This window comes from Plantactinospora sp. B5E13 (assembly GCF_039871775.1).
Classification (GTDB): Bacteria; Actinomycetota; Actinomycetes; order Mycobacteriales; family Micromonosporaceae; genus Plantactinospora.
The window spans coordinates 15298-40247 of record NZ_JBDPLT010000044.1 but is presented as its reverse complement, the minus strand read 5'-3'; the positions used below and the strand labels follow the sequence as shown (position 1 = coordinate 40247).

The 24950-nt window shown below is 69.8% G+C and carries 29 protein-coding genes; 13 read left to right on the top strand and 16 right to left on the bottom strand.

The window, feature by feature from the left end:
* Positions 1-10: 10 nt before the first annotated feature.
* The 3 genes from ABGB05_RS29025 to ABGB05_RS29015 all read right to left on the bottom strand — a co-directional run bounded on the left by ABGB05_RS29025 (position 11) and on the right by ABGB05_RS29015 (position 3767).
* Positions 11-934, bottom strand: coding sequence for an ABC transporter permease (locus ABGB05_RS29025; protein WP_347657101.1), 924 nt, complete (start codon positions 932-934; stop codon positions 11-13).
* Positions 931-1890, bottom strand: coding sequence for an ABC transporter permease (locus ABGB05_RS29020; protein ID WP_347657100.1), 960 nt, complete (start codon positions 1888-1890; stop codon positions 931-933). The genes ABGB05_RS29025 and ABGB05_RS29020 overlap by 4 nt, the downstream gene beginning before the upstream one ends.
* 74 nt (positions 1891-1964) lie before the next feature.
* Positions 1965-3767: a peptide ABC transporter substrate-binding protein gene (locus ABGB05_RS29015; RefSeq protein WP_347657099.1), complete on the bottom strand. Its 1803-nt coding sequence runs from the start codon at positions 3765-3767 to the stop codon at positions 1965-1967.
* Positions 3768-4059: 292 nt separating this feature from the next.
* Between ABGB05_RS29015 and ABGB05_RS29010 the strand changes: the two genes are divergently transcribed.
* The 3 genes from ABGB05_RS29010 to ABGB05_RS29000 are packed head-to-tail and all read left to right on the top strand — an operon-like array spanning position 4060 to position 7676.
* Positions 4060-5208, top strand: a complete 1149-nt coding sequence (locus ABGB05_RS29010; RefSeq protein WP_347657098.1) for an ROK family transcriptional regulator — start codon at positions 4060-4062, stop codon at positions 5206-5208.
* Between the two features lie 12 nt (positions 5209-5220).
* Positions 5221-6690, top strand: coding sequence for a M81 family metallopeptidase (locus ABGB05_RS29005; protein WP_347657097.1), 1470 nt, complete (start codon positions 5221-5223; stop codon positions 6688-6690).
* Complete coding sequence (locus ABGB05_RS29000; RefSeq protein ID WP_347657096.1) at positions 6687-7676, top strand: ROK family protein; 990 nt, start codon at positions 6687-6689, stop codon at positions 7674-7676. The genes ABGB05_RS29005 and ABGB05_RS29000 overlap by 4 nt, the downstream gene beginning before the upstream one ends.
* 140 nt (positions 7677-7816) lie before the next feature.
* Here the strand turns inward: ABGB05_RS29000 and ABGB05_RS28995 are convergent, their stop codons facing one another.
* Positions 7817-8218 (bottom strand): RidA family protein, encoded by a 402-nt coding sequence (locus tag ABGB05_RS28995; protein ID WP_347657095.1) that lies wholly within the window; start codon positions 8216-8218, stop codon positions 7817-7819.
* Between the two features lie 136 nt (positions 8219-8354).
* Between ABGB05_RS28995 and ABGB05_RS28990 the strand changes: the two genes are divergently transcribed.
* Entirely contained in the window at positions 8355-9368 is a 1014-nt protein-coding gene (locus tag ABGB05_RS28990; RefSeq protein ID WP_347657094.1) for a WYL domain-containing protein, read from the top strand.
* On the opposite strand, the gene ABGB05_RS28985 is transcribed toward ABGB05_RS28990, so the two are convergent.
* Positions 9311-9952, bottom strand: coding sequence for a hypothetical protein (locus ABGB05_RS28985; RefSeq protein ID WP_347657093.1), 642 nt, complete (start codon positions 9950-9952; stop codon positions 9311-9313). The two genes, ABGB05_RS28990 and ABGB05_RS28985, sit on opposite strands and share 58 nt — an antisense overlap.
* Positions 9953-10056: 104 nt before the next feature.
* Here ABGB05_RS28985 and ABGB05_RS28980 point away from each other — a divergent pair, with 104 nt between their 5' ends.
* The gene (locus ABGB05_RS28980) at positions 10057-11100 is read left to right on the top strand and encodes a phosphotransferase (RefSeq protein ID WP_347657092.1); all 1044 of its coding nucleotides are present in this window, start codon (positions 10057-10059) and stop codon (positions 11098-11100) included.
* A 55-nt stretch (positions 11101-11155) separates the two neighbouring features.
* On the opposite strand, the gene ABGB05_RS28975 is transcribed toward ABGB05_RS28980, so the two are convergent.
* From ABGB05_RS28975 to ABGB05_RS28960, 4 genes are all read right to left on the bottom strand, one after another.
* Positions 11156-11350: a hypothetical protein gene (locus ABGB05_RS28975; RefSeq protein ID WP_347657091.1), complete on the bottom strand. Its 195-nt coding sequence runs from the start codon at positions 11348-11350 to the stop codon at positions 11156-11158.
* Between the two features lie 132 nt (positions 11351-11482).
* Positions 11483-11662 (bottom strand): hypothetical protein, encoded by a 180-nt coding sequence (locus ABGB05_RS28970; protein ID WP_347657090.1) that lies wholly within the window; start codon positions 11660-11662, stop codon positions 11483-11485.
* A gap of 41 nt (positions 11663-11703) precedes the next feature.
* Entirely contained in the window at positions 11704-11949 is a 246-nt protein-coding gene (locus ABGB05_RS28965; RefSeq protein WP_347657089.1) for a hypothetical protein, read from the bottom strand.
* Positions 11949-12269: a DivIVA domain-containing protein gene (locus ABGB05_RS28960; protein ID WP_347657088.1), complete on the bottom strand. Its 321-nt coding sequence runs from the start codon at positions 12267-12269 to the stop codon at positions 11949-11951. The genes ABGB05_RS28965 and ABGB05_RS28960 overlap by 1 nt, the downstream gene beginning before the upstream one ends.
* A 319-nt stretch (positions 12270-12588) precedes the next feature.
* Between ABGB05_RS28960 and ABGB05_RS28955 the strand changes: the two genes are divergently transcribed.
* The 3 genes from ABGB05_RS28955 to ABGB05_RS28945 all read left to right on the top strand — a co-directional run bounded on the left by ABGB05_RS28955 (position 12589) and on the right by ABGB05_RS28945 (position 14215).
* Positions 12589-13467: a helix-turn-helix transcriptional regulator gene (locus tag ABGB05_RS28955; protein ID WP_347657126.1), complete on the top strand. Its 879-nt coding sequence runs from the start codon at positions 12589-12591 to the stop codon at positions 13465-13467.
* Positions 13460-13660 (top strand): DUF397 domain-containing protein, encoded by a 201-nt coding sequence (locus tag ABGB05_RS28950; RefSeq protein ID WP_347657087.1) that lies wholly within the window; start codon positions 13460-13462, stop codon positions 13658-13660. Before ABGB05_RS28955 ends, ABGB05_RS28950 begins: the two co-directional genes overlap by 8 nt.
* A 105-nt stretch (positions 13661-13765) precedes the next feature.
* Positions 13766-14215, top strand: coding sequence for a hypothetical protein (locus ABGB05_RS28945; protein ID WP_347657086.1), 450 nt, complete (start codon positions 13766-13768; stop codon positions 14213-14215).
* A 15-nt stretch (positions 14216-14230) separates the two neighbouring features.
* On the opposite strand, the gene ABGB05_RS28940 is transcribed toward ABGB05_RS28945, so the two are convergent.
* From ABGB05_RS28940 to ABGB05_RS28925, 4 genes are all read right to left on the bottom strand, one after another.
* The gene (locus tag ABGB05_RS28940) at positions 14231-14656 is read right to left on the bottom strand and encodes a nucleoside deaminase (RefSeq protein ID WP_347657085.1); all 426 of its coding nucleotides are present in this window, start codon (positions 14654-14656) and stop codon (positions 14231-14233) included.
* Positions 14653-15504, bottom strand: coding sequence for a TIGR03619 family F420-dependent LLM class oxidoreductase (locus ABGB05_RS28935; protein ID WP_347657084.1), 852 nt, complete (start codon positions 15502-15504; stop codon positions 14653-14655). Before ABGB05_RS28935 ends, ABGB05_RS28940 begins: the two co-directional genes overlap by 4 nt.
* 108 nt (positions 15505-15612) lie before the next feature.
* Positions 15613-16059 (bottom strand): SitI3 family protein, encoded by a 447-nt coding sequence (locus ABGB05_RS28930; protein WP_347657083.1) that lies wholly within the window; start codon positions 16057-16059, stop codon positions 15613-15615.
* 13 nt (positions 16060-16072) lie between these two features.
* Positions 16073-16495, bottom strand: a complete 423-nt coding sequence (locus ABGB05_RS28925) for a hypothetical protein (RefSeq protein WP_347657125.1) — start codon at positions 16493-16495, stop codon at positions 16073-16075.
* A gap of 110 nt (positions 16496-16605) precedes the next feature.
* On the opposite strand from ABGB05_RS28925, the gene ABGB05_RS28920 reads away from it, so the two are divergent.
* Complete coding sequence (locus ABGB05_RS28920) at positions 16606-16911, top strand: hypothetical protein (protein ID WP_347657082.1); 306 nt, start codon at positions 16606-16608, stop codon at positions 16909-16911.
* Positions 16912-17391: 480 nt separating this feature from the next.
* Here ABGB05_RS28920 and ABGB05_RS28915 read toward each other — a convergent pair whose 3' ends face one another.
* Entirely contained in the window at positions 17392-17919 is a 528-nt protein-coding gene (locus ABGB05_RS28915) for a hypothetical protein (RefSeq protein WP_347657081.1), read from the bottom strand.
* A gap of 465 nt (positions 17920-18384) precedes the next feature.
* Between ABGB05_RS28915 and ABGB05_RS28910 the strand changes: the two genes are divergently transcribed.
* Positions 18385-19224 carry a class I SAM-dependent methyltransferase gene (locus ABGB05_RS28910; protein ID WP_347657080.1) on the top strand — a complete coding sequence of 280 codons (840 nt, stop codon included), beginning with the start codon at positions 18385-18387 and terminating at the stop codon, positions 19222-19224.
* A gap of 136 nt (positions 19225-19360) precedes the next feature.
* Here ABGB05_RS28910 and ABGB05_RS28905 read toward each other — a convergent pair whose 3' ends face one another.
* Positions 19361-20059 carry a LuxR C-terminal-related transcriptional regulator gene (locus tag ABGB05_RS28905; protein WP_347657079.1) on the bottom strand — a complete coding sequence of 233 codons (699 nt, stop codon included), beginning with the start codon at positions 20057-20059 and terminating at the stop codon, positions 19361-19363.
* Positions 20056-21303, bottom strand: coding sequence for an ATP-binding protein (locus ABGB05_RS28900; RefSeq protein WP_347657078.1), 1248 nt, complete (start codon positions 21301-21303; stop codon positions 20056-20058). The genes ABGB05_RS28905 and ABGB05_RS28900 overlap by 4 nt, the downstream gene beginning before the upstream one ends.
* Before the next feature lie 143 nt (positions 21304-21446).
* Between ABGB05_RS28900 and ABGB05_RS28895 the strand changes: the two genes are divergently transcribed.
* From ABGB05_RS28895 to ABGB05_RS28885, 3 genes are all read left to right on the top strand, one after another.
* Positions 21447-22793, top strand: a complete 1347-nt coding sequence (locus ABGB05_RS28895; RefSeq protein ID WP_347657077.1) for a S1 family peptidase — start codon at positions 21447-21449, stop codon at positions 22791-22793.
* Positions 22794-22940: 147 nt separating this feature from the next.
* Positions 22941-24143: a hypothetical protein gene (locus ABGB05_RS28890; RefSeq protein WP_347657076.1), complete on the top strand. Its 1203-nt coding sequence runs from the start codon at positions 22941-22943 to the stop codon at positions 24141-24143.
* 173 nt (positions 24144-24316) lie between these two features.
* Entirely contained in the window at positions 24317-24907 is a 591-nt protein-coding gene (locus ABGB05_RS28885) for a hypothetical protein (protein WP_347657075.1), read from the top strand.
* The last annotated feature ends 43 nt before the right edge of the window (positions 24908-24950 follow it).

The following is a 24950-nucleotide window of genomic DNA, read 5'->3' as shown; positions in this document are numbered from 1 at the left end:
CTGCTCCTGCCTAGCGTCGCCGGAGGCGGACCTCGAAGGCGTCCCTCAACCCGTCGCCGATGAAGTTGAAGGCGAGCACGATGAGGATGATGGCGATTCCGGGCGGATACAGCAGCCACCAGTGGCCGCTGTAGGTGTCCGCGAGACCGTCGGAGAGCATCCCGCCCCAGTTCGCCGCCGGTGGCGGTACGCCGAGCCCGAGGAAGGACAGGTACGCGACGTACAGGATCGCGTCCGCGACCTGGAAGGTCGCGTTGACGATCACCGTGCCGATCGCGTTCGGCACGATGTGCCGGCGTACCGCCCGGCCGCCGGTGCCGCCCATGCCCCGCATCGCCTGGACGTACTCGCGGGAGCGCAGGGTCAGCGCCTCGCCGCGGACCAGCCGGGCCGGGCCGAGCCAGGCGAAGGCCCCGATGATCAGGATCAGCATCGGCACGGTCGGGGTGACGATCGCGGCCAGCAGCATGAAGAGGAACAGCGACGGGATCGACATCATCGCGTCGACCACCCGCATCATCGCCGAGTCTGCCCAGCCGCCGACGAAGCCGGCGACCGCGCCCCAGAGGGTGCCGAGCGCGGTGGCGAGCAGGCCGGCGGCGAGCCCGACCACGATCGAGGTCTGGCCGCCGAGCATCAGCCGACCGAGCTGGTCGTAGCCGACCCCGTCGGTGCCGAGCGGGTGGCCCTGCTCGCCGGGGGCGAGGTGCACCGAGGCGAGGTCGGTGTGCACCTGGTCGGTGTGGTAGAAGAGCGGGCCGAGGAAGCAGACCCCGGCGAGCAGGATGAACAGGCCCAGACCGACCAGGGCGAGCCGGTTCTCGCAGAAGACGACCAGGCCCTGCCGCCACATGCCGCGGACCGGCGGCTCGGCCGTCCCGGCCGGCTGCTGCGGTGCGGTGACCGGCGGGACCGCCTCGGACAGTGTGCTCATGAGGTGCTCCCGCGGAGTCGGACCCGGGGATCGACGGCGGCGTAGAGCAGGTCGGCGAGCAGGGCGCCGACCACCGTCGCGATCGAGATGATCAGGGTGACCCCGAGCAGGATCGGGAAGTCACGCTTCAGGGCCGCCTGCCAGAACAGCTGCCCCATGCCGGGGAAGTTGAACAGCGACTCGACGACCAGGGCACCGCTGAACAGCGCGGGCAGGTACATCCCGAGCAGGGTGATGACCGGGAAGAGCCCGTTGCGCAGGGTGTGCCGCAAGACCACCCGCCACTCGGACAGCCCCTTGCTGCGCGCGGTACGGACGTAGTTCTCGTTGAGGTTGTCGACCATGGAGGAGCGGACGTACCGCGAGTAGACGGCGATGGTGACGATGGCGAGGGTGACCGTGGGCAGGACCAGCCCGGCCGGGTCGGCGAGCACCTCGGCCACGGTGAAACCCTGTGGCGCCTCGGGCGGCAGGATCGGCCAGACCTGCGAGAACAGGATGATCATCATCAGGCCCATGAAGAAGATGGGCGTCGCGTACGCCAGCAGCGACAGCGAGGTGATGGTGTAGTCCGGCCAGCGGTTGCGGCGTACCGCCTGGATGACGCCGAGCGGGATGGCGACCACGACCGCGAGCAGGGTCGACAGCAGCGACAGCACCATCGTCTTCGGCAGCCGCTGGGTGATCGCCTCGGTGACCGACTGGTTGAGCTGGTACGAGTAGCCGAGGTCGCCGTGCAGCAGACGCTGCAGGTACATGCCGTACTGCTGGATCCAGGGCTTGTCGTAGCCCATCTCGTGGTTGAAGGCCGCCAGCTGCTCCAGCGTCGCCTCCTTGCCGAGCGTGGCCCGGGCCGCGCCGCCGGGCAGCAGGTGCAGGATGAGGAAGGCGATCACCGTGACGAGCACGACGACGATGAGCGCCTGGCCCAAGCGTGTGATGAGGTACCGGACCACCTGGGCCGCTCCTCCCCGATCGGGGTCCCGGCGGCACGGGTGCGCCGCCGGGACCGGAACGAATCAGTGGATGGTCACTTCCAGGACCAGTCCTGGAAGTACATGTAGTTCATCGGGTCCTGCGGCTCGACGCCCTGCAGGCCGGACCGGTACGCGGAGATCTGGAAGACCGGGTTCGGCATCCAGAGCACCGGCAGGTCCTTGGCGAGGAAGTCGTTGTACGCCTTCAGCGCGCTCTCGTCGCCGGAGAACTGGGTGGCCTCGATGAGCGTGTCCGCCTCCGGGTTGCTGTAGCTGCCCAGGTTGACCGGGGCGTCGGTGGCGAAGAGCCGCTCGCCGCTGGCGAACGCCGGGTAGTACCAGCTGCCCTGGGAGCCGAAGAAGGACATGTCCCAGGAGCAGCTGGCCTCGGTCGGCTTACAGGCCGGGGTGACCGCGACCGAGTCCGGGACCTCCTTGATGTCCAGCTGGAGGCCGAGCTTGGCGAACTGCGACTTGATCTCGGCGAACATCTTGGTGGTGGCGGCGAAACCGGTCTGGCTGGTGACGGTGAACTTCAGCGGGGTGCCGGCGGCGATGCCGTCACCGCACTGGTTCGGGCCGCTGCCCGGGGTGGCGCAGGTGGTCTCGCCGTCCGGGGTGACCTTCCAGCCGTGGCTCTCCAGCAGGGTCTTGGCCTGGGCCGGATCGAACCCGTAGACGCAGCCCTCGCCGGCGGCGTTGGAGCCGGGCTTGGCCGGCACCGGGCCGCAGGTCGGGGCGGCACTGTCGGACCAGATCACCTTGCTGATCGTCTTCTGGTCGATCAGCAGCTGCATCGCCTGCCGCAGGTACGGCTGCTTGAACAGCACCCCGGTCTTGGGGTTGTTGAAGTTCAGCTGCAGGTACGTGATGGACCAGCCGTACCAGGGTGAGACGGTGTAGCCCTTGGACTTGAGGTAGTCCTCCTGGGAGAGGTTGGCCGCGGGGACGTACCCGTAGTCGAGCTCACCGGAGCGGAGCACGTTGAACTCGGAGTCGTCGCTGGTGAACGGCCGCAGCACGATCTTGCTGAGCTTCGGCTTGTCGGTGCCGGAGTAGTTCGGCTGGGCGGCGAGGGTGACCTCGCCGTTCGGCACGTACTTCTCCAGCTTCCACGGGCCGCTGTTGACCTTCCACAGCTCGTTCGTGGCGTACGTCTTCGGATCCTTGGAGGCGGCGGTGAGGAAGTCGAAGACCTTCCGCGCACCCTCCGGGGTGCTGGCCAGGTTGCCCACGGTCGCGCCCGCCGAGTCCTTGTCCCAGGCGTGCTGGGGCAGCGGGGTGATCCGGTTGAGCTGGTTGTCCACGAACCAGGCGGTGTTGTAGACCTGCTTCGTCGTGACCGAGAAGGTCTTGTCGTCCTTGATCGTCCAGTTGGCGATGTTGTCCGGGAAGCCGCCGGCCCGGTACGACGCCCACTTGTCCTTGTTCGCGGTGACCAGGTCGTACCAGAACTGGATGTCCTTGGTGGTCACCGGCTTGCCGTCGGACCAGGTGTTGTCCTTGAGCGTGATGGTCAGCGTCTTGCCACCGTCGCTGACCACCGGGACCTCGGCCATCGACCGGTTCGGGTCGATGTTGTACTGCGCCGAGCCGTCAAGCTTGTACTGGTAGAGCGACCGGTACAGCGCCTGGCCGAAGATGGCGTTCTCCCCCTGGGTGAAACCCGGCGCCGAGATCGGCAGGATCCAGTTGGGGGTACGGAAGGCGACCGTCGCGGTGTCCTTGCCCTGACTTCCGCCTTCTTTCGACGAACCACTGCCGCCGCCGCAGGCGGCCAGGCCGACCCCGATGGTGACCGCACCGACCACGGCCACCGCGCTGCGGAGTGCGCGCCCGGAAAATCTGCTCCTCATGGATCTCCTCGATTGATCTGCACGTGCCCCGCGTCTCCGGGCGCCAGCGGCGTCGACTCGCGTCCCGGCCGCCTGGTGATGCTCCTCGAGCGTTCGATGTCGAGAATGTAGCCGGGGGTAAGTTTCGAGTCAACGAAAAAATCTCTCTTTATTCGGCGACTTATGTCAGGCTACGATCAAACCCGGCGAAGCAACGTCCGATACTCTTCGCGGTGACCCCGGTGTCCGGCTCCGGCAGTTGCACCCGACAAGCTGAGGCGACGCCGGACGACCGGCCCGAAGGAGGAGAGGCATGTCGGAGTCATCGATCTCCGCCACCCTGCGCGACCAGACCCTCAGCCTGCTCGCCAGCGGTGCGGCCACCTCCCGCGCCGACCTCGTCGAGGCGTTGCAGGTCGCCCCGTCGACGGTCACCACCGTGGTCCGCCGACTGCTTGAGGAGGGCGCCGTCCTGGAGGAGGGGGTCGGCCGGTCCACCGGTGGACGACGTCCCCGGATCCTGCGCCTGCGCGAGACCGCCGGGATCCACGCCGTCGCCGAACTCGGCGGGCAGCACGCCCGGGTCGGCCTCTGCGCCCCCGACGGCACGCTGCGGGCCGCCGAGGAGGTGGCGATCGACATCGCCGCCGGTCCCGCCGAGGTCTTCGACGTCGTCGCGGCCACCGTCACCCGACTCTCCGGGGAGACCGCACCCGGACAGGCCCTGCTCGGCGTCGGGGTGGCCCTGCCCGGCCCGGTCGAGTACCCCGGCGGCCGGCTGATCGGCCCGGCCCGGATGCCCGGCTGGAGCGGTGTCGACCCCCGAAACCACCTGCGGGAACGTTTCAAGGTGCCGGTGGTCGTCGAGAACGACGCCAAGGCGGCGGCGATCGGCGAGCACGTCACCCGGGGCCGGGAGACCGGCGACATGATCTACGTCAAGGCCGGCACCGGCATCGGCGCCTGCCTGGTCAGCGGCGGTCAGATCCACCGCGGCGGCCGTGGACTCAGCGGCGACGTCACCCACGTACGGGTCGCCGACAGCGGCGAACGGCACTGCTCCTGCGGCAGCCGCGGCTGCCTGGAGACCGTCGCCAGCGGCGCCGCCCTGGCCCGTCAGCTCGCCGAGCAGGGCTCCCCGGCGACCACCACCCGGGACATCATGACCGCCGTCGGCAACGCCGACCCGACCGTGGTGACCATGGTCCGCACCGCCGGCGGCCTGCTCGGGGTCGCCCTGTCCGGGCTGGTCAACTTCCTCAACCCGGACGCCGTCGTGATCGGCGGCGCACTGTCCAGTCTGGACGTCTACGTGGCCGCCGCGCGCGGCATGCTCTACGAACGCTGCCTGCCGTCCATGACCCAGTCCCTGATGATCGAAGCCAGCATCGCGGGCCCCGACGCGGCCCTGGTCGGCCTCGGACACCTGCTACGCACCACGGCCGACGTACGACCCTCCTGAGGAGCAACACCCGTGCCCCGTCCCCTCCGTGTCGCCATCGGCGGCATCCACATCGAGTCCAGCACCTTCTCGCCCCACCTGAGCACCGCCGGAGACTTCGAGGTCACCCGGGGCGACGCCCTGCTCGCCCGGTACGCCTGGCTCTCCCCGGTCGCCGACTGGGCGGCCGACGTCGAGTGGATCCCGCTCGTACACGCCCGGGCCCTGCCCGGCGGCGCGGTCGAACCGGCGACGTACGACGCCTGGGCGACCGAGATCGTGGAGAAGCTGGCCGAGGCGGGTCCGGTGGACGGGATGCTGCTCGACATCCACGGCGCGATGAGCGTCGTCGGGCGCGACGACGCCGAGGGTGACCTGATCACCGCGATCCGGGCGCAGATCGGCCCGGAGCCGTTCGTCTCCGCCGCGATGGACCTGCACGGCAACGTCTCGCACGTGCTCTTCGACGGTTGCGACCTGCTCACCTGCTACCGCACCGCACCGCACGTCGACGTCTGGGAGACCCGGGAGCGGGCGGCCCGCAACCTGGTCGAGGCGCTGCGTCGGCAGGAACGGCCGCACAAGGCGCTGGTGCACGTGCCGATCCTGCTGCCCGGCGAGATGACCAGCACCCGGGACGAGCCGGCGCTCGGCCTCTACGCCCGGATCCCGCAGGTCGAGGCCCGCGACGGGGTCATCGACGCGGCGATCTGGGTCGGGTTCGCCTGGGCCGACCAGCCGCGTTGCCGGGCCGCGGTGGTCGCCACCGGCACCGACCCGACCGCGACCGCCGAGGCGGCCCGGGAACTCGGCGAGGCGTTCTGGGCGGCCCGCGACGGGTTCGCCTTCGTCGCCCCCACCGGCTCGATGGACGAGTGCCTGGAGACCGCGCTCGACGCGGTCGCCGACCCGGCGCGACGGCCGTTCTTCATCAGCGACTCCGGGGACAACCCGGGCGCCGGCGGCGCCGACGACGTCACCTTCGCGCTCGGCCGGATGCTGGCCCGGCCGGAGATCTCGAACGGTGCGGTCCGGGCGGTGTACGCCTCCCTGGTCGACCCGGAGGCGGTGGCGGAGGTCGCCGACCAGCCGATCGGCTCCCCGGTCGAGGTGAGCGTCGGAGGTCGGATCGACCCCCGGGATCCGGGACCCCTGACGCTGCAGGGCACCCTGGAGGCGGTCGCCGAGGACCCCGACGGCGGACGCTGTGTCAGCATCCGCGTCGGCGGGCTCAGTGTCTTCGTCACCTCCCGCCGGATGCAGTACCGGCTACTGTCGTCGTACGCCCGGCTGGGCGTCGCGGTCGACCAGGTCGACGTGGTGGTGGTCAAGATCGGCTACCTGGAGCCGGAGCTGTTCGAGGCGGCCGGGGACTGGCGGCTCGCGCTCACCCCGGGCGGCGTCGACCAGGACCTGGTCCGGCTGCCGTACGAGCGGGTGCTCCGGCCGGTCTTCCCGCTGGACCGCGACTTCGCCGCCGAGCTGACCGTGGTGACCCGGTGAGTCCGCTCGCTGTGGACCCGGCGGGTCCGTCCGAGGGCCCGGCGGTCCTCGCGATCGACGTCGGCGGCACCACGATGAAGGGCTCGGTGGTCGACGGGACCGGTCGGCTCCGGCACAGCCTGGTGGTTCCGTCGGGGGTCGCCGAGGGTATCGACCCGGTCGAGGCGGTCCGTACCCTGGGCCGGCGGCTGCGCGACGACGCGCTCGCCCTCGGCGCCACGCCGGCCGGGATCGGGGTGGTGACCCCGGGCATCGTCGACGAGGCCGCCGGGGTGGTGCGCTACGCCTCCAACATCCGGTTCCGAGACGTGCCGCTGCGCGCGCTGGTCGGCGACGATCTCGGGCTGCCGGTCGCGGTCGGGCACGACGTCCGGACCGCCGGGGTCGCCGAGGCGGTCGCCGGCGCCGGCCGTGGGCTGGACAACTTCCTGCTGCTGCCGCTCGGCACCGGGATCGCCGCCACCGTCGTGGTACACGGCATGCCGGTACCGGGGACCACCTGGTCGGCCGGCGAGGTCGGGCACATGCCGGTCCACCCGGGCGGCGAGCCGTGCAGCTGCGGCCAGCGCGGCTGCCTCGAGGTGTACGCCTCCGCCGGCGGCCTGGCCAAACGCTACGTACGCCTCGGCGGCGTTTCGGGCCTGGACAGTCGGGCAATCGCCGCGGCGTACCACACCGACCCGCTGGCCCGGTCGGTCTGGGACGACGCGACCGAGGCGCTGGGGCTCGCCCTGGCCACCCTGACCCTGACCCTCGACCCGGCCCGGATCGTCCTCGGCGGTGGGCTCGCCCAGGCCGGCGACCAGCTCTTCGACCCGGTCCGCACGGCCCTGGCCGGCGCGCTCGCCTGGCGGGACGCGCCCGAGCTACTGCCGTCGGCGTTCGGGGCGACCGCCGCCCAGGTCGGCGCCGCGATCCTGGCCCGCCGGGCGGCCGGCCTGCCGGTCCCGGACGGCTGGGGCGCCCTCGAACCGGTCGGTTCGTAGGCGCCTCGGCCGCTCCGTTCGTAGCTGCCGGGGGCGGTCGGGGCGAGCGTGGCGTGGTGCTCTCGGCCATCCGGAATCAGCACCTGCCTGCCGCTCGTGCCGGTCCGACCGGCACGAGCGGCAGCGGCGCCAAGGTCACCTCACGCCACGGCGGTCGCCTCGAGTTCGACCATCTGGCCGGGGATCGCCAGCCGGGTCACGCCGAGCATTGTGGTGGTCGGTGCCACCCCGGCGGCACCCAACCGCGACGCCAGCACGCCGTAGTGCGGGAACAGCAGATCGACGTCGGTGGTGTAGACGTTGAGCCGGACGACGTTCGCCAGGGACATCCCGGCCTCGCCGAGCACGGCCTCCAGGTTGTCGAGGCTCAGGGCCAACTGTCCGGCCATGTCACCGTCATGCTGGGGCTTGCCGTCGGTGCTCATCGCGGTCTGTCCCGAGACGTACAGGGTGCGGGTGTGCCCGGAAACAACCTCACCCTGGTTGAATCCCATCTCCACCGACCACGTCACCGGGTTGACCGCGGTTCGTTCCACTGCCACGACAGCTCCATTCGATTGTCCGGAAAGGACGGACGCCCGTCGGCTCGGCCCGAAGACCCGTGCGCTGGCGCCGTGTCGTCGAGGATGCCAACGAATACGTGACACGTTGTGTCGTGTATTTCGGTACGGTTCCGGGGTGCGCGCCGACAGGTTGGTCTCGCTGGTACTGCTGCTGCGCCAGCGCGGTCGGTTGACCGCGGACACGCTCGCCCGCGAGTTGGAGGTGTCCACCCGTACCGTGCTGCGTGACATCGAGGCACTCTCCGCAGCCGGCGTTCCGGTCTACGCCGAACGGGGTCGGCACGGTGGTTTCGCACTGCTGCCCGGTTTCCACACCGAGCTCACCGGACTCAACCATGACGAGGCGCTCGCCCTGCTGGTCGCCGGATCGCGCAGCGGGGCGCAGGCGTTCGGTCTCGGGACGGCACTCGCCTCGGCGATGCGCAAGGTGGTCGACGCGCTGCCCGAAAGCTATCGGGCCACCGCGGCCGGTGCGGCCCAGCGACTGCTCGTCGACCCGGATTCCGACCTCCTGTCACGCCGGCTGGTTGCCGAGGAGGTGCCCGACGCCGTGATGGCCGAGATCCGGCGTGCGGTGCTCGCCGGACACAAGCTGCGCATCCACTACGCGGCTGCCCACCAGGCCCCGGAATGGCGCACGGTGGACCCGATCGGCCTGGTCACGGTCCGCGACCAGGGCTACCTGCTGGCCACGAGGTCCGGCTCGGACCGCACCTACCGACTGTCCCGGGTGCTGGCCGCCGAGGAACTCGACGAACCCGCGCAGCGACCGGACCGGGTCGACCTGGACCGGGCCTGGCAGGAGCGCAGCACCCGGTTCCGGACCGGGGGCGACCAGGTCCTCGTGCTGGCCCGGGTGCACCCGAGGCGGCGAGAGGCCCTGGTGGGCACGGCGCTCGCGGTCCACTCCGAAGGGGTCGACGGTGACGGCTGGCTGCGGCTGGAGCTGACCTTCCAGGACTCGAGACACGCCGAGTGGGCACTGTGGCAGTTCGCCACGGACACCGAGGCCCTGGCGCCGCAGTCGCTGCGTACGTCCCTGCACCACCGCGCCGCCGCGATCGCCGCCCGCTACGAGGCGCCAGCACCTTCGTCCACTTTGAACTGTTCTACCACGCCCCTCGCATAGTCGGTGGCAATCACCGACAGCGTTCGCCACAGGAGGCGTGGTGACGACCAACCAAGCGACTCACGGCGACTGATCATGGCGAGGTCCCGCAGCACAAGAAGCACCGCCCCCGCCAGCACCGCCGCGCTGGCGGGGGCGGCGACAAGTGAAAGCCGGTTGGTGATCCCGCAGAACATGACGACGCCGAAGCCGACGGCGCAGGCGCCAAGGTCCAGGAGCGTCAGAGTGAGCACCGCCAGGCCCAGCGCGAAGACGGTCAGCCGACGTTGGTAGGAAGGACTCTCCCGATAGGCCGCGAGAGCCGTGTCACCAGCGGTCGGCGCGGCGTTCTCGATGCTCAGCATCCGGGCAGCTCTGTCCACGAGCCGTACGACCGCGGCGCGCTGGTTCTCCGGGCGCTCCCGGAAACGAATTCTCTCAAGCTCGTTGACCAACTCGACAAAACGCGGTGGAAGGTCGCGACCCTCGTACGGCGCAAGCTCGTACACGGCGCTCTCGAAGGAGATGCTGAAGGCGTCGAGGTCCAGGTCGTCCCGCCTCAGCTCGTCGCGCAGCTCCGTCAGCCGCGCCTCTTCGTTGCTCAACCGGTCACCACCGTCACGAACCGGACCTCCCGACCTGGAATGTTTCCGGCGGATGCTACAGATTTCCTGGTGGGCCGCCTGGTCCCCGCATAGGCTCACTCGACATGCGCGTGACCCACTCGCTCCTTCACGCCGGGGACCTCGGCCAGCTCGTGGCACGGGAGTATGCCATCGCCGCGCCGGTCACGGTGAGCCTGCTGAACCGCGGCTTCAACGACACCTACCTGGTCACCGACGCCGAGGGCGGTCGCCGCGTGCTGCGGGTCTACAACCGGGAGAAGTACTGGATCCGTTCGGAATCCGACCTTCGCTTCGAACTCGACCTGCTCGATCACCTGGCTGCAGCCGAACTGAGCGTCATCCGCCCGTACCAACGGATCTCCGGCGACCGGCTCGGCCGGCTGACGGCGCCCGAGGGCGAACGAAACTTCGCCCTGTTCACCCACGCGCCCGGCACACCCCTGTACCAGAACACGCTGACCGCCGAGCAGTGGCGCGAGTACGGCTCCGGCATAGCCAGGATGCACCTGACGATGGACGCCTTCCACACCAGCCACGACCGCTACCACCTCGACGAACACATCCTCGTCGAACGGCCGCTGGCCAGCCTGGCACCCTATGCCCGCTCGGACCGGGCCAGAGCGGACCTCGCCGAACTCGGCAGACTCGGCGAACGACTGACCGGCGAGCTCCAGCGACTCCGGGCGATCGACGGCGGGTACGGGATCATCCACGCCGACCTGCACCGGGGCAACACCCACATCGACGGCGACGGACGGCTCGTCACGTTCGACTTCGACCACTGCGGGTTCGGGTTACGCGCGTACGACCTGGTCGTCCTCTATCGCGGCCCCGACGCGCCGGAGGAGGAACGCGCACGCTGGGCAGCGGTCCTCGCCGGCTACCAGCAGGTCCGTCCGCTGAGCGAGAGCGAGGTGGCCGGGTTCCCCGTACTGGCTGCCTGCCGGGCGATCTGGGACATCGGTGACTGGCTGGGTGCCGTCAACCGTAACGGCGACGCCTGGGTCACCGAGGCGGCGATCGCCAAGCTGCTGGCGGACGTCCGCACAGCAGCCTCCGATGTCACACCCCGGCTGGCCGCCGAGGCGGCAGTTGAGCAACCGCACGACGAACCGGGCGACGTGTGACGCCCACCGGGACCGGTCCCGACCGGGTGACCGGGCGGCCCGGTCACCCGCACCGTCAGGCCCCCGGGCGGCGCAGCGCGGTGGCGCGGACGATGATCGGGTACGGTTTCGCGCCCGGCCGCGCGGTGTCGGCGGCGAGGATCCGTATCCATTCGAGGCCGGGAATCCGGTCAAGATTGTCGTCGATACCGACGATCCGTACCGTGACCGGGGCGTCGCCGTAGAGGTAGTCCTCGACCGGGAGACGCACAACGTCACCGGGACCGGCGAATGAACTGGGCACAAGTGGACACCTTCGTTCCGTTTGGGGGTCCTGCCCGCCGCCGCGCTGTGCCGGTGACGACGACGGCGGGCAGGAGATTCGGGTACGCCGACGGCGGGTTCACCGCCAGCCACTCGGACGACTGTTGCGCAGATAAGGGCGTGGGATTCGACTGCGGCAGTCGGGGCATCTGAGCCGGGCGCCGCACTGCGGGCACCACCGCGACTTGACCTTGAACAGAAACAGGCCGGCGGCGAAACCGAACACCCCGACCACCACCAGCGTCATCACCAGGCGCACGGCTCACTCCTCCGGTTTCACAGGCAACAGGGGGTGTCGGGTCAGCGTCGGAGGCGGCGGGAACACGTACCGTCGTGGCCGGCCCGCAGCAGACAGCCCCGACCGTCCGGCAGCCTCAGGTCGCAGAAGGCCCGATGCCGTACGCCGGAATCACCGTGCTCGGCGACGGTGGTGGCCCGGGAGTCGACCTGCGGCAGGAAGCTCGTCGTCCGGGCGACCACCCGGGCCAACCGGATCGCGGTCTGCAGGTCGACGGCGGTGACAGGCAGTTGGATGATGTACCGCATCAGGGTCGACCCCGTTCACCCACCGTGCCGGCCTGCTCCGACTGCCACCGCCGCAACGCGTCCTTGATCCGGGCCGTTTCCTGCCGACTGTGGGCCACCGCCTCGTACGCGGCGGCCAGATCGTCGGCGAGCTGGGCGAGGAAGGCCCGGACCTCGGCCTGGTCGAAGCCGCGCTGTCCGACCCGGGCGAGCCGGAACCGCCGGTCCCGCACCTGCCACGGCCGCAACGGCAGGTACGCCGCCGACCGGTAATAGCCACTGCCCCGCTGCTCTCTCGTCGGCCGCTTCGACCGACGGAGGGCTGATAACCCGAGACGCACGATGAGGCCACCTTCTATTGATCGACGAGGGAATGGCGCCCCGTCAGTCCACCTCGACCTCCGTCGAGGCCGCTGCGACAGGGGCGTTCAGCTCGGCCGACGCCTCAGTTCCACATCAGCCTGAGGGGAGTGAAGCATTGACCCACGGGAAATGCAATGTTTCATCAGAGACACTTATTGCCGATGATCTCTCAACGTCAGTACACTCTGTCACGTGTCTATTCGCGGTTAGACAATGGCTATTTGATTTGGACGGACCACTGACCAGGAAACCCAGGACGGGAGCCAGCCGGTGTCACAGCCAGTAGTCGCCTCGACGATGCTCCGGCGCCAGATCGGTCGGAAGTTCGCCGCGCTCCGGCGGGCAGCGGGCATCACCATGGACCAGGCGGCGGTCCAGCTCGACCGGGCCCGCGTGACCCTGCACCGGATCGAAAACGGTGCGGAGAGCGTCCGCTTTCGGCAGGCGGACGTCGAGCAGATGCTCCAGCTCTACGGCGCCTCCGACGAGCAGCGGGAGCTGCTCCTCGCGATGACCGCCGCCACCCGAGAGAAGAAGAGTTGGTGGCACGACTGGCTCGGGTCGGGCATGCCGCGCTGGTTTCAGCTCTACATCGGACTCGAGACGTCCGCCGCCACGATCCGGGAGTACGCGGCGGAACTGGTACCCGGGCTGCTCCAGACCCGCCGCTATGCCGAGGAGATCTTCCGGATGCCCGGCGGTGCCATCAGCCCCGATGATCACGAGGAGCGGGAGCGCCTCATCGAGCTTCGCAGCCGTCGCCAGGCACTGCTCACCCGCTTCAACCCACCGCAACTGAACGTAATAATGAACGAGGCGATGCTGCGGCGACCGGTCGGTAATCCCGCGATCATGGCCGAGCAGCTTCACCAGCTCGGCAAGGCAACAGAACTACCGAACGTCACCATCAAAGTTCTGCCATTTTCTGCCGGGCTGCACGCCGGAGCGATGACCGGAGCGTTTTCGATCTTAGACTTCGACCGGGACGAGAGGGGCAAGGAGGTGGAGCCGACGGTCGCCTACCTGGAATCGGTCACCGGTGCGGTCTACCTCGACAAGCCGCACGAAACCGAGGCGTACAACTTCATCTGGGCCGACATGACCCGACGTGCCCTCACCGAATCCCGGTCGAAGAGCATGATCAAAGAAATCGCAGAGGAGTACTCCCGTGCCTAGCCTGGCCGACGCCACCTGGCGCAAGTCGACCCGTAGCAACAACGCCGGCAACTGCGTCGAGGTCGCCGACAACCTGCCTGGTCTCGTCGGGCTGCGCGACAGCAAGGACCCGACGGGACCCGTCCTCGCCTTCGCCCCCGCCGACTGGTCCGCCTTCGTCACCGCCGTCAAGACCGGCGTCCTCCCCCAATGACCGGCCCCTCACTCATGGCGTACGCCCCCGGACTGACCCGGAGGCGTACGCCATAACGAGCACGCCCAGCAGTCTCGACGGAGAACCAGCAGGTAGGGTCCCGACATGGTCGACCCGCAGAGCGTGCGGAAGGCGGTCGCCGACGCAGGCTTCACCGTCGACGACTTCCTGGAAATGCCGGGCTTGCCGACGCCGATGGCCGTATGGCAGCCGTTCATCCTGGTCTCGGCCACGCCAACGGTCCGCATCCCGTACGCCGATCCGGACGCCGACGTTCGGGTGGACAACGAGTGGTGGCGACTGTGCGTTCATAACGGCACGCTCGGCGCGGACGGCACGATGCTGCTCGCCGTCGAGGGTGCCGGACAGCTCCCCTGGCTGCGGGTCAGGGTCGGCGACCCACGACCACGGGCCAGTGCGGTGCGGCTGCCGGAGGAGGCAGGGGGTTTCGTCGCCCTTTCCCCCGATGGCCGGGCCAGCACCTACGTGTCGAGCGAGGAGTGGGAGACCTGGATCTTCGCCAGCCCGACACCGTCAGCGGACACGTCGGCCTGAGACCGGGGCGCACTCCTAGTAATAGTCGTCGATCGGCTGGCGCGCCTCAGCGAACAGCGCCGGCCCCTCGTACCGCACCGGGGGCAGCGGCGGGGTGGCCGGCTTGACCTCCTCGAACTGCTCGGCGGACAACGCGTACACCACCCGGCCAAGGCCGGACCGGGCGATGGCGGTCGCGCACATCGGGCAGGGCTCGCAGCTGGTGAACATGGTGGTGGTCGCCGCCACGTCGGGCGTGAGCTCCCGGGCGGCCCAGCGGGCCAGCTTCAGTTCCGGGTGAGCGGTGATGTCCCTGTCGGAGACCACGGTGTTGTGGTCCTCGACCAGGACGGTGCCGTCCGCGCCGACCAGCAACGAGCCGAACGGGCGCTCGCCCAGCACTCCGGCTTCGCCGGCGATCTCCACAGCACGGCGGAGGAACTTCTCGTCGTCGGGCTTCATCGGTCCTCCTGGGAATTGTGGTACGCGGCCACGGCCGCAAGGGTCTGCCAGGCGCGTTCGGGCTGGCGGATCTCGGTCAGGTCACCGTTGAACGGGTCGAGCACCACCGTCTCCGCGCCGAGCAGCCGCAGCTGTTCGAGGTCAGCGACGATCTGGTGGATGGTGCCGACCCCGGCGAGCCGGTCCGGGTCGGTGACCGGTTCACGGGTCTCCCGCAGTGCGATGCGGGGCATCAGCGCGGGCGCCGGACGGCCCAGTTCGTCGGCGGTGGCCTTCAGCCGCCCGGCCGCGTCCGCCAGCCATCCTGGTGTGAACCGCAGCGGGTGCCAGGCGTCACCGAGCAGCACCGCGCGACGGATGCCTGCCTCGCTGTTGCCGCCGACCCAGATCGGGATCGGCGCGGTGTCGTAGTCGTCGGTGTTCCGCCAGGCGTCGCGCATCGCTCGCAGGTACTCGTCGGTCAGCGCGCCACGTCGCCGGAACGGCACACCGAGCGCCTCGAACTCCTGCCGGGCCCAGCCGACGCCGACACCGAGGACGAGCCGGCCGCCGCTGAGCCGGTTGAGGTTCGCGGCCATCCGGGCGGTGAGCAGCGGATGCCGGTACGGCACGATGAGCACCGTGGTGCCCAGTCGAACCCGGCGGGTCACCCCGGCCAGCCAGGACAGCGTGGTGAACGGCTCGTAGAACGGCGCCGGATACTGCTCGGCCACGTCCGGGGTCACCGCGATGTGGTCGGAGACCATCAGCAGGTCGAAGCCGAGGTCCTCGACCGTCTGCGCCCACCGTCGCAGCGTCTCGGGGTCGGTGCCCGGGGCGAAGTTCGGTACGTTCACACCAATCTGCACGGCACCTACGCTAGCGACGGCGGCGGTCGCCCGTGAACCTCCTGTCCCCGGCCCGGAGAACAGCACCGATCCTGCGCCATCACCCCACGACACCGAACGATGTCCGTGTCAGTCCGAGCGACTGTCGAAAAGCTCCCCGTCGTCCCAGTCGGCGGTGTTGTGCTTCTGGAGCCTGCCCCCGCTGCGGGTCAGCAGTAACCAGTTGTCATCGAGAATCAGGGCCGCGTCCTCGGTCGTGCTGGCGAGGATCTCGGCGACATTCCTCAGCATCCGAGGCCTGCCCAGGTCGGTGAGCAGGTCCTTGTTCATGTGGAAGGTGACGTCGACGTACGTCTCGGGCTCCCACTGCCACATGATGCCGTCGGCTTCCGCCTCGTAGTAGCCGTGTACGCCAGACGTGAGGGTGAGGACATAGCCGTACTCGTCGTCCAGGTCTGCGCTGAGCACCCGGTCGCCGCCCGGGGCAGGAACCTCGGTGGCTTCGGCGGGGATCAGTTGGGCCACCCGTTCCAGTGGGATGTCGCCGGCCAGGGTCAGCCGGTAGTGGATGGACATGCCAGACCTCTTCTCAGTCCTGCCGGACGACCTGCACAATCTTGCCGGATGGTGTGACCGCCACCAGTTCCTTGAGCCCTGGCACGGGCCAGGTGTCGAACTGTCGCCGAAGATCGTCGAGGTCGCCGCGCCAGTCGTGAAGGTTCAGCACCACCCGCTGTGTCTGGGCGCTGCTGACCTTCTTCGAGACCGCATTCCACACAGCGCGCGGCGAAACCGGCGGTGTCGGCGAGTAGCAGTCGAAAACGTGCCCCTCGATCAGGTAATCGGGCGCCCTCTGCGGGTCGCCGGCATCGCCGGTGATGCCACGCGCTTCGGCGACCTCACGCCTGGTGGGATTCTGGTGGACCCGGTAGCCTTGCCCGGCGATCGTGTCGGCACACTGGTTTTCCAACTCCAGCGACCGGCGTTCTCTGGGCTGCTCGTTGGCCGCGATCCGGGTACGGGGTCCGGTCGGCGTACCACCTGGAACGCCGGTGGCTCGGCGGGCCCAGGGCACATCACCCCCTTCGGAACGACTCGGATCCGCATCCGCACCCTGGGCTGGTGAGGGGCTGGTCGGTCCGGAACCGCCAGCCCCGGCCGATTTCCCGGTCGACCGACTTCTCGCGCCGCGTTGACGGCTACCCGAAGGTGTTCTCTGGCCTGTCCCGCCCGCTGCCGCGCCACAAGGAGGACCTCTTTGAGGTCGCCGAGCACCGACATCATCGTCGTGGGGTCGCCGCCCTGGAGAATCCGGGTCACAAGCCCGGACACGTCGTGGGTGCTGCCGAGCGTTTTGGTGATCCCGATCTGTACGGCGTCGATCCTGTGCAGCGCGGAGGCCAGGACGGCAATCACCGCCTGCGGTGACGCCTCGGTTTGTGCGGCGGTCACGGACAGGACTGTCTCATCGACCGCGTTGACGACCGTGTCGACCTGTGCCCGAACCTCGTTGACGGCGTCACGTACCCGGGACATGCCGGCAGCGACGGCGGTAAGGCCACCCCCGAGAGCGCTGGTGGTTATCCTCCGGGCTTCGTCGTCGGCGGCCGCGACGATTGCCCTTGCCCTGTCGAGGCCGGCGACGAGCACGCGTAGGTCACTGGCAGCGCTGTCGATGTGCGGCATCGCGGCCTAGGTCCTTTCGCGGCCGTCCCGCCTGGGCTCGACTCACGATACCGAACCCGTGGCGTCCGTCAGTGGTGGCGGATCCGGCTGGTACGCGGGTAGACCAGCCAGCCAGGCTTGGGCCGACGCCGCGACCACGTCTCCGCAGGTCCTCTTCGCGCCGGTCGCGTCGGGCGGGAGGCGACAACGGAAGCTCCATCAGCCTGGACGGTTCGTGAAGGCTCAGAGATCAGGTAACACGTCGACGGGGGTGGGCGAGCGGCGTTCCTCGAGCCAGAACAAATAGCGCCGCAGATCGGTCGCCAAAGGTCCAGCGAGATAGGAGCGGAAGTCACGCAGCCCCTCGGCCGCCTCCTGCTCCTCGGCGCGACCAGCGCTCCAACGCGGAAGCAGATCGTCGAGATGCTCGCGCACCCGGCCACGTTCGCGCCACCAGGCGCGGACGGTGGCGGGAGTCCAGCGGTCGTCGCCGTCGCAGCCGTAACCTCCGTACGGGTCCTCCCAGGCAGCGTCCAGGAGGGCGTTGACCTCGGCTGGTGTCCGGGGCTGCCGGAAGACGAACTCGGTGACGTACTCGCCGCCGTACAAGACGTTGCTGGGTGCGTGCAGCCGTCCGGTCCAGCAGTTGTCGGTCTGTCCCGTCCAGAAGGGGCCGGGCACGTTCAGCCAGAGCAATTCCTCCCACCTGCCGTCAAAGCCGACCCGCTGCTCGGGCCGCATCGCTGTCGTCGGGTCCCAGTAGAGGGTCACGGGAGACGACGGTACCCGGGCGGTGCCGTTGAATGGATTCCCATGGCGGAAGTGCTGGGGCGGCCAGAACGCTCTCCCGGTACGGCTCCCGGGCCCGGGCCGCCCCGCCGGGCAGGTCACCACGACGAACGGCGACCCGGGCCAGGGCGTACCTGGCCTCGACCTCGCCCGCCCGGGTCGCCGGCCGCCTGTGCCCGCTCGATCTCGGCCTCGCTCATCCGCGCCGCCGCGTCGGTCTTACCCCGCCGGAAGGCCGACCGCACCCGCGCACTGAAATCCACGATCAATTCCCCATCCGGCGAGGCGGGGAACCCGCCTCGACAACGAGTCGTGGCGACGGAAGCCGTCCCACCAGCACAGTCGATCACGGTGACCAGGTTGGATGGCGCCGAACCACCCGACCGCCGTCCGGACCGGCGACCGTGAGGCGGTCGGAGGACCTGCAAAAACCCGTCCGTCGGCGGCGTGGATCGTGTCAGGATGCTCGGCATGTCCGGTCGGGCGACGAGTTTCGGGGCCGTAGCGGAGGCGTACGAGCGGTTCCGGCCCGGGTATCCGGTGGAACTTGCCGACCTGGTGCTCACGTACGCGGGTAGGCCGGTGCGGACCGCCCTCGAGATCGGCGCCGGGACAGGAAAGGCAACCAGGCTGTTCGCCGAGCGAGGGATCGCGGTCACCGCCACCGACCCGGACGGGGCCATGCTCGCCGAGCTGAGGAAACACGTGCCGGCCGACGTCAGGACCGTGCAGGCCGCGTTCGAGGACGTCCGAGCCGACGAGAGCTACGACCTGGTCTACGCGGCGGCGGCGCTGCACTGGACAGAACCGGAGCGGCGGTGGTCGCGGATGGCCGCGTTGGTGGCGCCGGGCGGGACCTTCGCCTCGTGTGGTGGAGCACTGCAACTGGCTGACCCGGCGGTGCGGGAGGCCGTACGCGTGGCCCGGGCGCCGTTCCTGGCCAGCGACGAGATCCCGTCCCCCGACGGCACGCCACCGGATCAGGACCTGCAGTGGCCAGGTACGGAGCTTCGACGCTCGACATGGTTCGTCGACGTACGGCAGTCCGTGCTCGAACGCCGGCTGACGATGGACGCCGACGACTATGTCGGCTACCTGACGACCGTCTCGGCCTACCTCGAGTTGCCGAGCCCACACCAGGAGCAGGTGTTCGACGCGATCAGACGGGTCCTGCCGACGACGGTCGAGGTGGTCGCCGACCTCACCGTCCATCTCGCGCGCCGGTGCGACGAGCGGTGGTGCGCGGAGAGCCCCTCCGCTGCGGGCCGTCGTGGCGGGTCTTCGTGACCGGACAGACGCACTGGGACCACGACGCCGACCTGATCACCGGCTTCGACCACGACACCGGCGCGGTTCTCGTCCGAGCCACGACCGTCATCGCGGTCGTCCGGGAAGGGCTGCGGCGCGGCCCGGTCAGATCGACTCACCTGCCCGTATCGACGCGCCACCAGTCCCGCGCGTCCGCCGCGTCTTCGGACCAGAATTCCAGAAGATCTCCCGGCGCGAGCCCGAGAGCGCGTTCGATCTCGCCGGCGGTGAGGCTACGCAGGGAGTCGGACAACGACCGGGTCAGGTCGAGCCAGTAGCCACGCAGCGTGGACTCGCTCACGAACAGTTGCCTGGCGATCTGGGCGTAGCTCAAACCGCGGGCACGGCCGTGGAGGAGCTGACGCTGACGCTCACTGAGCAGGGTGATGCAGTCGCGCCGGACCAGGACCTCGAGTATCCCGACAACCGGCTGCGGCACTACCGTGCCGCCGGCGGCGACCTCGAGGAGGAGTTGCTCGGCCCGGCCGGTCGGCAGCGCCTTGGAGACGACGCCGCTCGCACCCGCCGCGATGCAGGCCGCGAGGACGAACCGGCGCTCCTCCTGACTGTAGACGCAGACCCGGTAGCCGCGACCGGTCAGCGCACGGATCGCGGCGATGCCCTGCCGGACGTCAGGCTGCTGTTCGAGGTTCGCCAGGTGCAGGTCGAGCAGGACCACCTCCACCACCGGGCGACGGCGCAGCAGTTCCTCCACGGTCGCGACGGCGACGACGACGTCGAGGCCGGGCATGAGCAGGCCGATCGACTCGCGGATCAGCGACGCGTCGTCGACGACCGCCACCGGGCGCCTCATGCCGCGTCCACGGAGGCGTCCCGGTCCGGGGAAACGCTGGCCGGCCCGAGACCGGACGAGATCGTCACCGTCGTCCCCTCCCCCACTGTTGACTCGACTTCGACGTCGAGTCCCCGCAGCCGCAGTTCGCCCACGACAACCTGGCGCAGGCCGACCCCGGCCGTCACCGACGACGAGTCGAACCCGACGCCGTCGTCGCGCACGGTCAACGTCCAGCTCCCGTCCCCGCCCTGGTCGAGGTGGACCACGACGGTGTCCGCCCGGGCGTGCACGCGTACGTTGAGCAGCAGGCTCTCGAGCGCGCGTTCGACAGCCTCGGCCTGCGCGGCGGGAAGTTCCAGCTCGGCGCCGAGGTCGAGCAGTGTGTCGACGTGCAGGTCGGCGAACCGGTCACACACCCGCCCGATCATGGGGGCGAGCATCACCGGCGAGCCGGAGCCGACCGCCGGATAGCCGGCGGCCCGGTCTTCCTCCGGCGCCTGGCCACGCAGGTAGGAGCGCATGCGCCGCAGTTCCACCTCCGCCTGGTCGATGAGCCGGGAGCGTGCGGCGTCGGTCCCCGGTTCGGTCAGCAGGCGCATCAGGGCGACGCCGTTGTGCATCATCACCTGGGCACGTCTTTCCTCCTCACGCCGGGCCAGCTCCGCTGCGCGGGCACGCGAGGCGTCGGCGTCGGACGCGATGCGACGCGTGTATCCGAAGAGCATTCGCGCGACCAGCGAATACACGACGTAGGTGAGGATGTTGCCGACCGCGGTCGAGGTCATGTCCTCCCCGACCTCGCCGCGAAGGAACACCACGTAGCAGACGACGATGCCGACGAGGCCACCCACGCAGAGGGTACGGCTGCGGACACCGCTGGCCGTGAGGATGACCGACAGCGCGTAGCCCGGCTGGTAGGCGACCCAGGTACCAAGGCGTACCCCCGGTGCGAGCACCAGCGGCCCGAGCACGAGCAGGCCGCAGGCGAGCGCGAAGTCCGCTACGGAAGCCGCCGTGCCCAGCGGGCGGCGGCGCACCAGCGCCACCACGCTGACCGCGACGGACGCGCATGCCGCGGCAGCCCAGCACGCGAGATAGGCGACATCGTGCGGTGACGTCGCCGCGCCGAGGTGCACCGCCGGGGCCATCTGCGCCACCGTGCCCAGGCGGACACCCGCGATGAAGTACGAGAACGCCCGCTCGACACCGGCTCTGGTCGTCGGCAGCTCCGTGACGCGCCACAGCCCGATCCGGCCGCTCATGGCCCTCCTCAGGTGGACGGCGGTCCAGGCAGACAGAAGTTCGCGGATTCGTTGGGTCACAGCCGATCCGCGAAACGCAATGATCAGCGTACTTCAGTGCACCGAGCTGGAAATCACCAGTTTTCTCCGAAAGGACACCACGGATGCGGCGAGTTCTCCCCCTGTCCACCGCGCTGACGGTCACCGTCAGCCTGACGCTGGTCGTGGCGGCAGCGCCCACCCAGGCAGCCCTATCCGGCTTCGACACCAACGGCTTCGACACCAGCGGCGCGGGAACCGTCGTCCAGGCGTCCGTACCGGTGCGGACCGTGCCGGCCTCGGCGGGCACGTTCCGGGTGACCGGGACGGGTCTGTCCGCACAGGCTCTCGACGACGCGTCGATGCAGGACCTGGCCACGTACGCCAAGGAGAGCGGGCGGGACCTGTCCGCCGTCGTCGCGGCCCACCAGGGCATCCACGAGTTCAGTGCCTACGTCACGGAACTGGAGGAGACGAGGCCGGACACGTTCGTCCGGGCTGGCCTGGCTGCTCCGGACAGCGCGGGCAGCAACTGGATCCAGTTCACCGCGAAGCCGGACGCCGACGTCGTTGCCGAACTCGAACGTCTGCCGGTGAACACCGAGGTGCAGTACGGCGCGCCGGCAAGCTCTGCGGAGCTGGCCAACCTGGCCTACGCGCTCACCACGTCCCTTGCGGCGCGCTCCGACGTCATCCGGTCCGCGGGCACCCGCTACGACCCCGAGCGACGCGTCATGCGCCTCCAGTACGCGCCCGTCGAGGGATCGTCGCGGCTGAGCGCGCTCAGCTCGATCTTCGAGCACGCGTTGACCGCGGGCACCGTCGGAGGACAGCTTCCGATCGACGTGGTGCTCGAACTCGACCCTGACCGGGACGCGGTCACCGAACGCACCGTCGAAGGCGGACGGGACCTCAACCTGGCCAACGGCGACGCCGAATGCACCGCCGGTTTCACCGCGGTCCGCAACGGCACCCGGGGTGTGCTGACCGCGCGGCACTGCGCCAACGCCCTCCGGTACGGCAACGCCACGGGGATCATCACTACCAGCCCGACCCAGACGTCGAACAGCGCGATCGACTTCCAGTTCCACCGGACGCTGACCGGGAACGGTCACTCGACGAACAAGCAGTTCCGGGCGACCAACCGGCAGGCGGGCGGCGACCGGACGGTGACAGCCGTCGCCAACGCGCCGATGAACTCGGCCGTCTGTCACTGGGGCCGCACCAGCGGATACCGCTGCTCCTACATCGCCGACACCGACACCTGCCAGACGTTCACCAACGGCGACCGGTGGTGCGGCCTGGACATCACCGACGCCGACATCTCGGCCGGTGGCGACAGCGGCGGCCCGTGGTTCTTCGGCAACACCGCCCGGGGCGGCCACACCGGCGCCTGGAACAACGTGGAAAGCTACCTCACCCGGATCGGTCGGGTGAGCCGTCACCTCGACGCTACCGTACTGCAGAACTAACAGAGGCGGATCAGCACACCGGGTGTCCCGGACACCCGGTGTGCCTCCACGGCCCACCGGCAGCCCGGCACCGCCGACGCCGGAGGTCCTCGCCATCCGGACCTCGTGAGGCAGCTCGCAGGTCCCAGCGGTGGTTAGGTTGACCGGATGGATCGAGACTTGTTCGCCGCTCGGTTGGCGGAGTCGGCCGAGGCTGCCCGGAGCTTCGCGCAGACGCTGGTGGTCGAGCGACTGCCGGCACCCCTGGTGTTCCGGGTACGACTGAACCAGTCGTACGACGGGCATCCGCCACGTCCCGGCGAGGTCCGCTATCCGCAGGACAGTGAGCCTGACCGCCGGAACGCGTTGTGGCGGTGTGACGCCGGAACGGTCGTGGACGAGTTGTGGCGTGACGGTCGGGTGCCCGAGTGGGTGAACGTCGCGGTCGTCGGCGAGACTGGCACGGCGACCATCATCGAGCTGGTCTGCTGTGGACGGTTCACCGACGACGAGTCGCGGCTCTACCACATCCGGGAGGGCGTACCCCCATTCCACGTCCTGGGTCCGGCGCTGCCTCCGGTCCACGACGGCAACCCGTTCAGCCTCCACACCCGTACCGAGTGCGGTGACAGCGAGGATCTCCGGCACCTCGCGAGCGTCGCCGACCGGATCTGGTCGGTGACCGTAGCGGGCGACGGGTACGACCATGACGCGCTGCCGCCGCTGCCCCATGCCGAGATCGTCGAGTGCGGCCGGTGCAGGTCGGGCGTCGGAGCGCTGTCGACGTTCGCCCGTTTTCCGAAACTTCGGCTCCTGCGCCTGCACCTCGCGACGCCGAGCGAGTTCCAGGTCAGTCCGGCCGACCGGCTCGACACCCTGACGGAGTTGACCGTCACCGGCCTGCCGCCGCGCCCCTGGGGCCAGGCCGCGATCGCCGAGGTCGCCCCGGGCCTGACCCGCGTCGACCTCGCCGCGGCCGAGACGTTGTGGTTGGACGGCGCCTTCGGCCCGTCGGTGCGGAACGTGGAGCTCGTCGCCCCGGCGATCGCCGGCTCGGCACGGCTCCCTACCGAGCTCGACCACCTGCGGATCCGGCTCGGCCACGACGCCGACCAGCAGGTCGTGGCGCTGCTCGAGGGTGTCACGCGGCTCGGGTCGCTGGACCTGCGCGGGACACCCGTCAGCGATGCGGTCCTCCCCGTCCTCGCGCGGTACGACCTCCGTCAGCTCACCCTGGTCGACACCGCGGTGAGCGCGTCGGCGCTGTCCCGGTACCGCACCGACCATGCGGAGACCATGCTGTACCCCCGGGAGCCCGCCTACAGTGTGAACGACCTGCGGATCGTCGGTTCCCCGTACGCTCAGCCCTGAGCGCGGGTGGAGACGGAACCGGGGCGCCCGGGAGTGACGGGCTGTCGGAGTGCTCGCGGCACTGTCCGGTGACCACGGCGGGGTGCTCGACCTTGTCACACCCGACGCCGTCCTGCGGCATCGTGCGTTGTCCCGGCATAAGCAGCTGGTGGATGTCGGCTAGGTTCGGCATTATGGCGAGCGTTCTCACCCCGGCCGACCTCGTCTGGAACCGCGCGCTGAGCGACCAGCCGGGGCGTGGCGTCGGCGACCGGCACCTGCACGCGATGGCCAAGCCGTACGGCCGGATCATGGGCAGCGGCACCTCGGCCGTGGCCGATACGTGCACCCCCGAAGAGATCCTCCGTGCCGCGGACGCGTTCGACTATCTCGGTCTGACCGACCTCGCCGAGTTGACCCGGCGGCTCACCGACGCGGACTTCGACGACGGGCGGGAGCGGCGGCTCAACCACGCCTTTTTCGGCCTGGAGAACGGGCTCGAACGAGCCTTCCATCGTCGGTACGCGGCAGCTCCCGACGACTTCGAGCCGCCACCACTCCGCGCGTCGCCGGCGGCCTCGTCGCCGCAGGTTCCGCCCGGCCCGACAGGTCGAGGCTCAAAGGTCTGTTCAGGCACGGTCGTCGTCCACGAACTGAACGACGAATGCACCCGAGGAGTGGTCTGTGCCCGCCGTCAGGCGCACCATGTGCCGCACGAAGAGGCCGTGCTACACCGTGGCATCGGTTGTGCGCTCTGCCCGTCCGGCCCTGACTGGGCACGCTGATCGGCTGCACGTGCCATCACCAGCGATCTGACCGACCGCCGTC

Bases quoted from the DNA above. Each gene is read 5' to 3' on its own strand.
- ABGB05_RS29025 (WP_347657101.1), bottom strand. From the start codon at position 934: ATGAGCACACTGTCCGAGGCGGTCCCGCCGGTCACCGCACCGCAGCAG.
- ABGB05_RS29015 (WP_347657099.1), bottom strand. From the start codon at position 3,767: ATGAGGAGCAGATTTTCCGGGCGCGCACTCCGCAGCGCGGTGGCCGTG.
- ABGB05_RS29010 (WP_347657098.1), top strand. From the start codon at position 4,060: ATGTCGGAGTCATCGATCTCCGCCACCCTGCGCGACCAGACCCTCAGC.
- ABGB05_RS28980 (WP_347657092.1), top strand. From the start codon at position 10,057: ATGCGCGTGACCCACTCGCTCCTTCACGCCGGGGACCTCGGCCAGCTC.
- ABGB05_RS28965 (WP_347657089.1), bottom strand. From the start codon at position 11,949: ATGCGGTACATCATCCAACTGCCTGTCACCGCCGTCGACCTGCAGACC.
- ABGB05_RS28955 (WP_347657126.1), top strand. From the start codon at position 12,589: ATGCTCCGGCGCCAGATCGGTCGGAAGTTCGCCGCGCTCCGGCGGGCA.
- ABGB05_RS28945 (WP_347657086.1), top strand. From the start codon at position 13,766: ATGGTCGACCCGCAGAGCGTGCGGAAGGCGGTCGCCGACGCAGGCTTC.
- ABGB05_RS28940 (WP_347657085.1), bottom strand. From the start codon at position 14,656: ATGAAGCCCGACGACGAGAAGTTCCTCCGCCGTGCTGTGGAGATCGCC.
- ABGB05_RS28930 (WP_347657083.1), bottom strand. From the start codon at position 16,059: ATGTCCATCCACTACCGGCTGACCCTGGCCGGCGACATCCCACTGGAA.
- ABGB05_RS28905 (WP_347657079.1), bottom strand. From the start codon at position 20,059: ATGAGGCGCCCGGTGGCGGTCGTCGACGACGCGTCGCTGATCCGCGAG.
- ABGB05_RS28900 (WP_347657078.1), bottom strand. From the start codon at position 21,303: ATGAGCGGCCGGATCGGGCTGTGGCGCGTCACGGAGCTGCCGACGACC.
- ABGB05_RS28895 (WP_347657077.1), top strand. From the start codon at position 21,447: ATGCGGCGAGTTCTCCCCCTGTCCACCGCGCTGACGGTCACCGTCAGC.
- ABGB05_RS28890 (WP_347657076.1), top strand. From the start codon at position 22,941: ATGGATCGAGACTTGTTCGCCGCTCGGTTGGCGGAGTCGGCCGAGGCT.
- ABGB05_RS28885 (WP_347657075.1), top strand. From the start codon at position 24,317: ATGGCGAGCGTTCTCACCCCGGCCGACCTCGTCTGGAACCGCGCGCTG.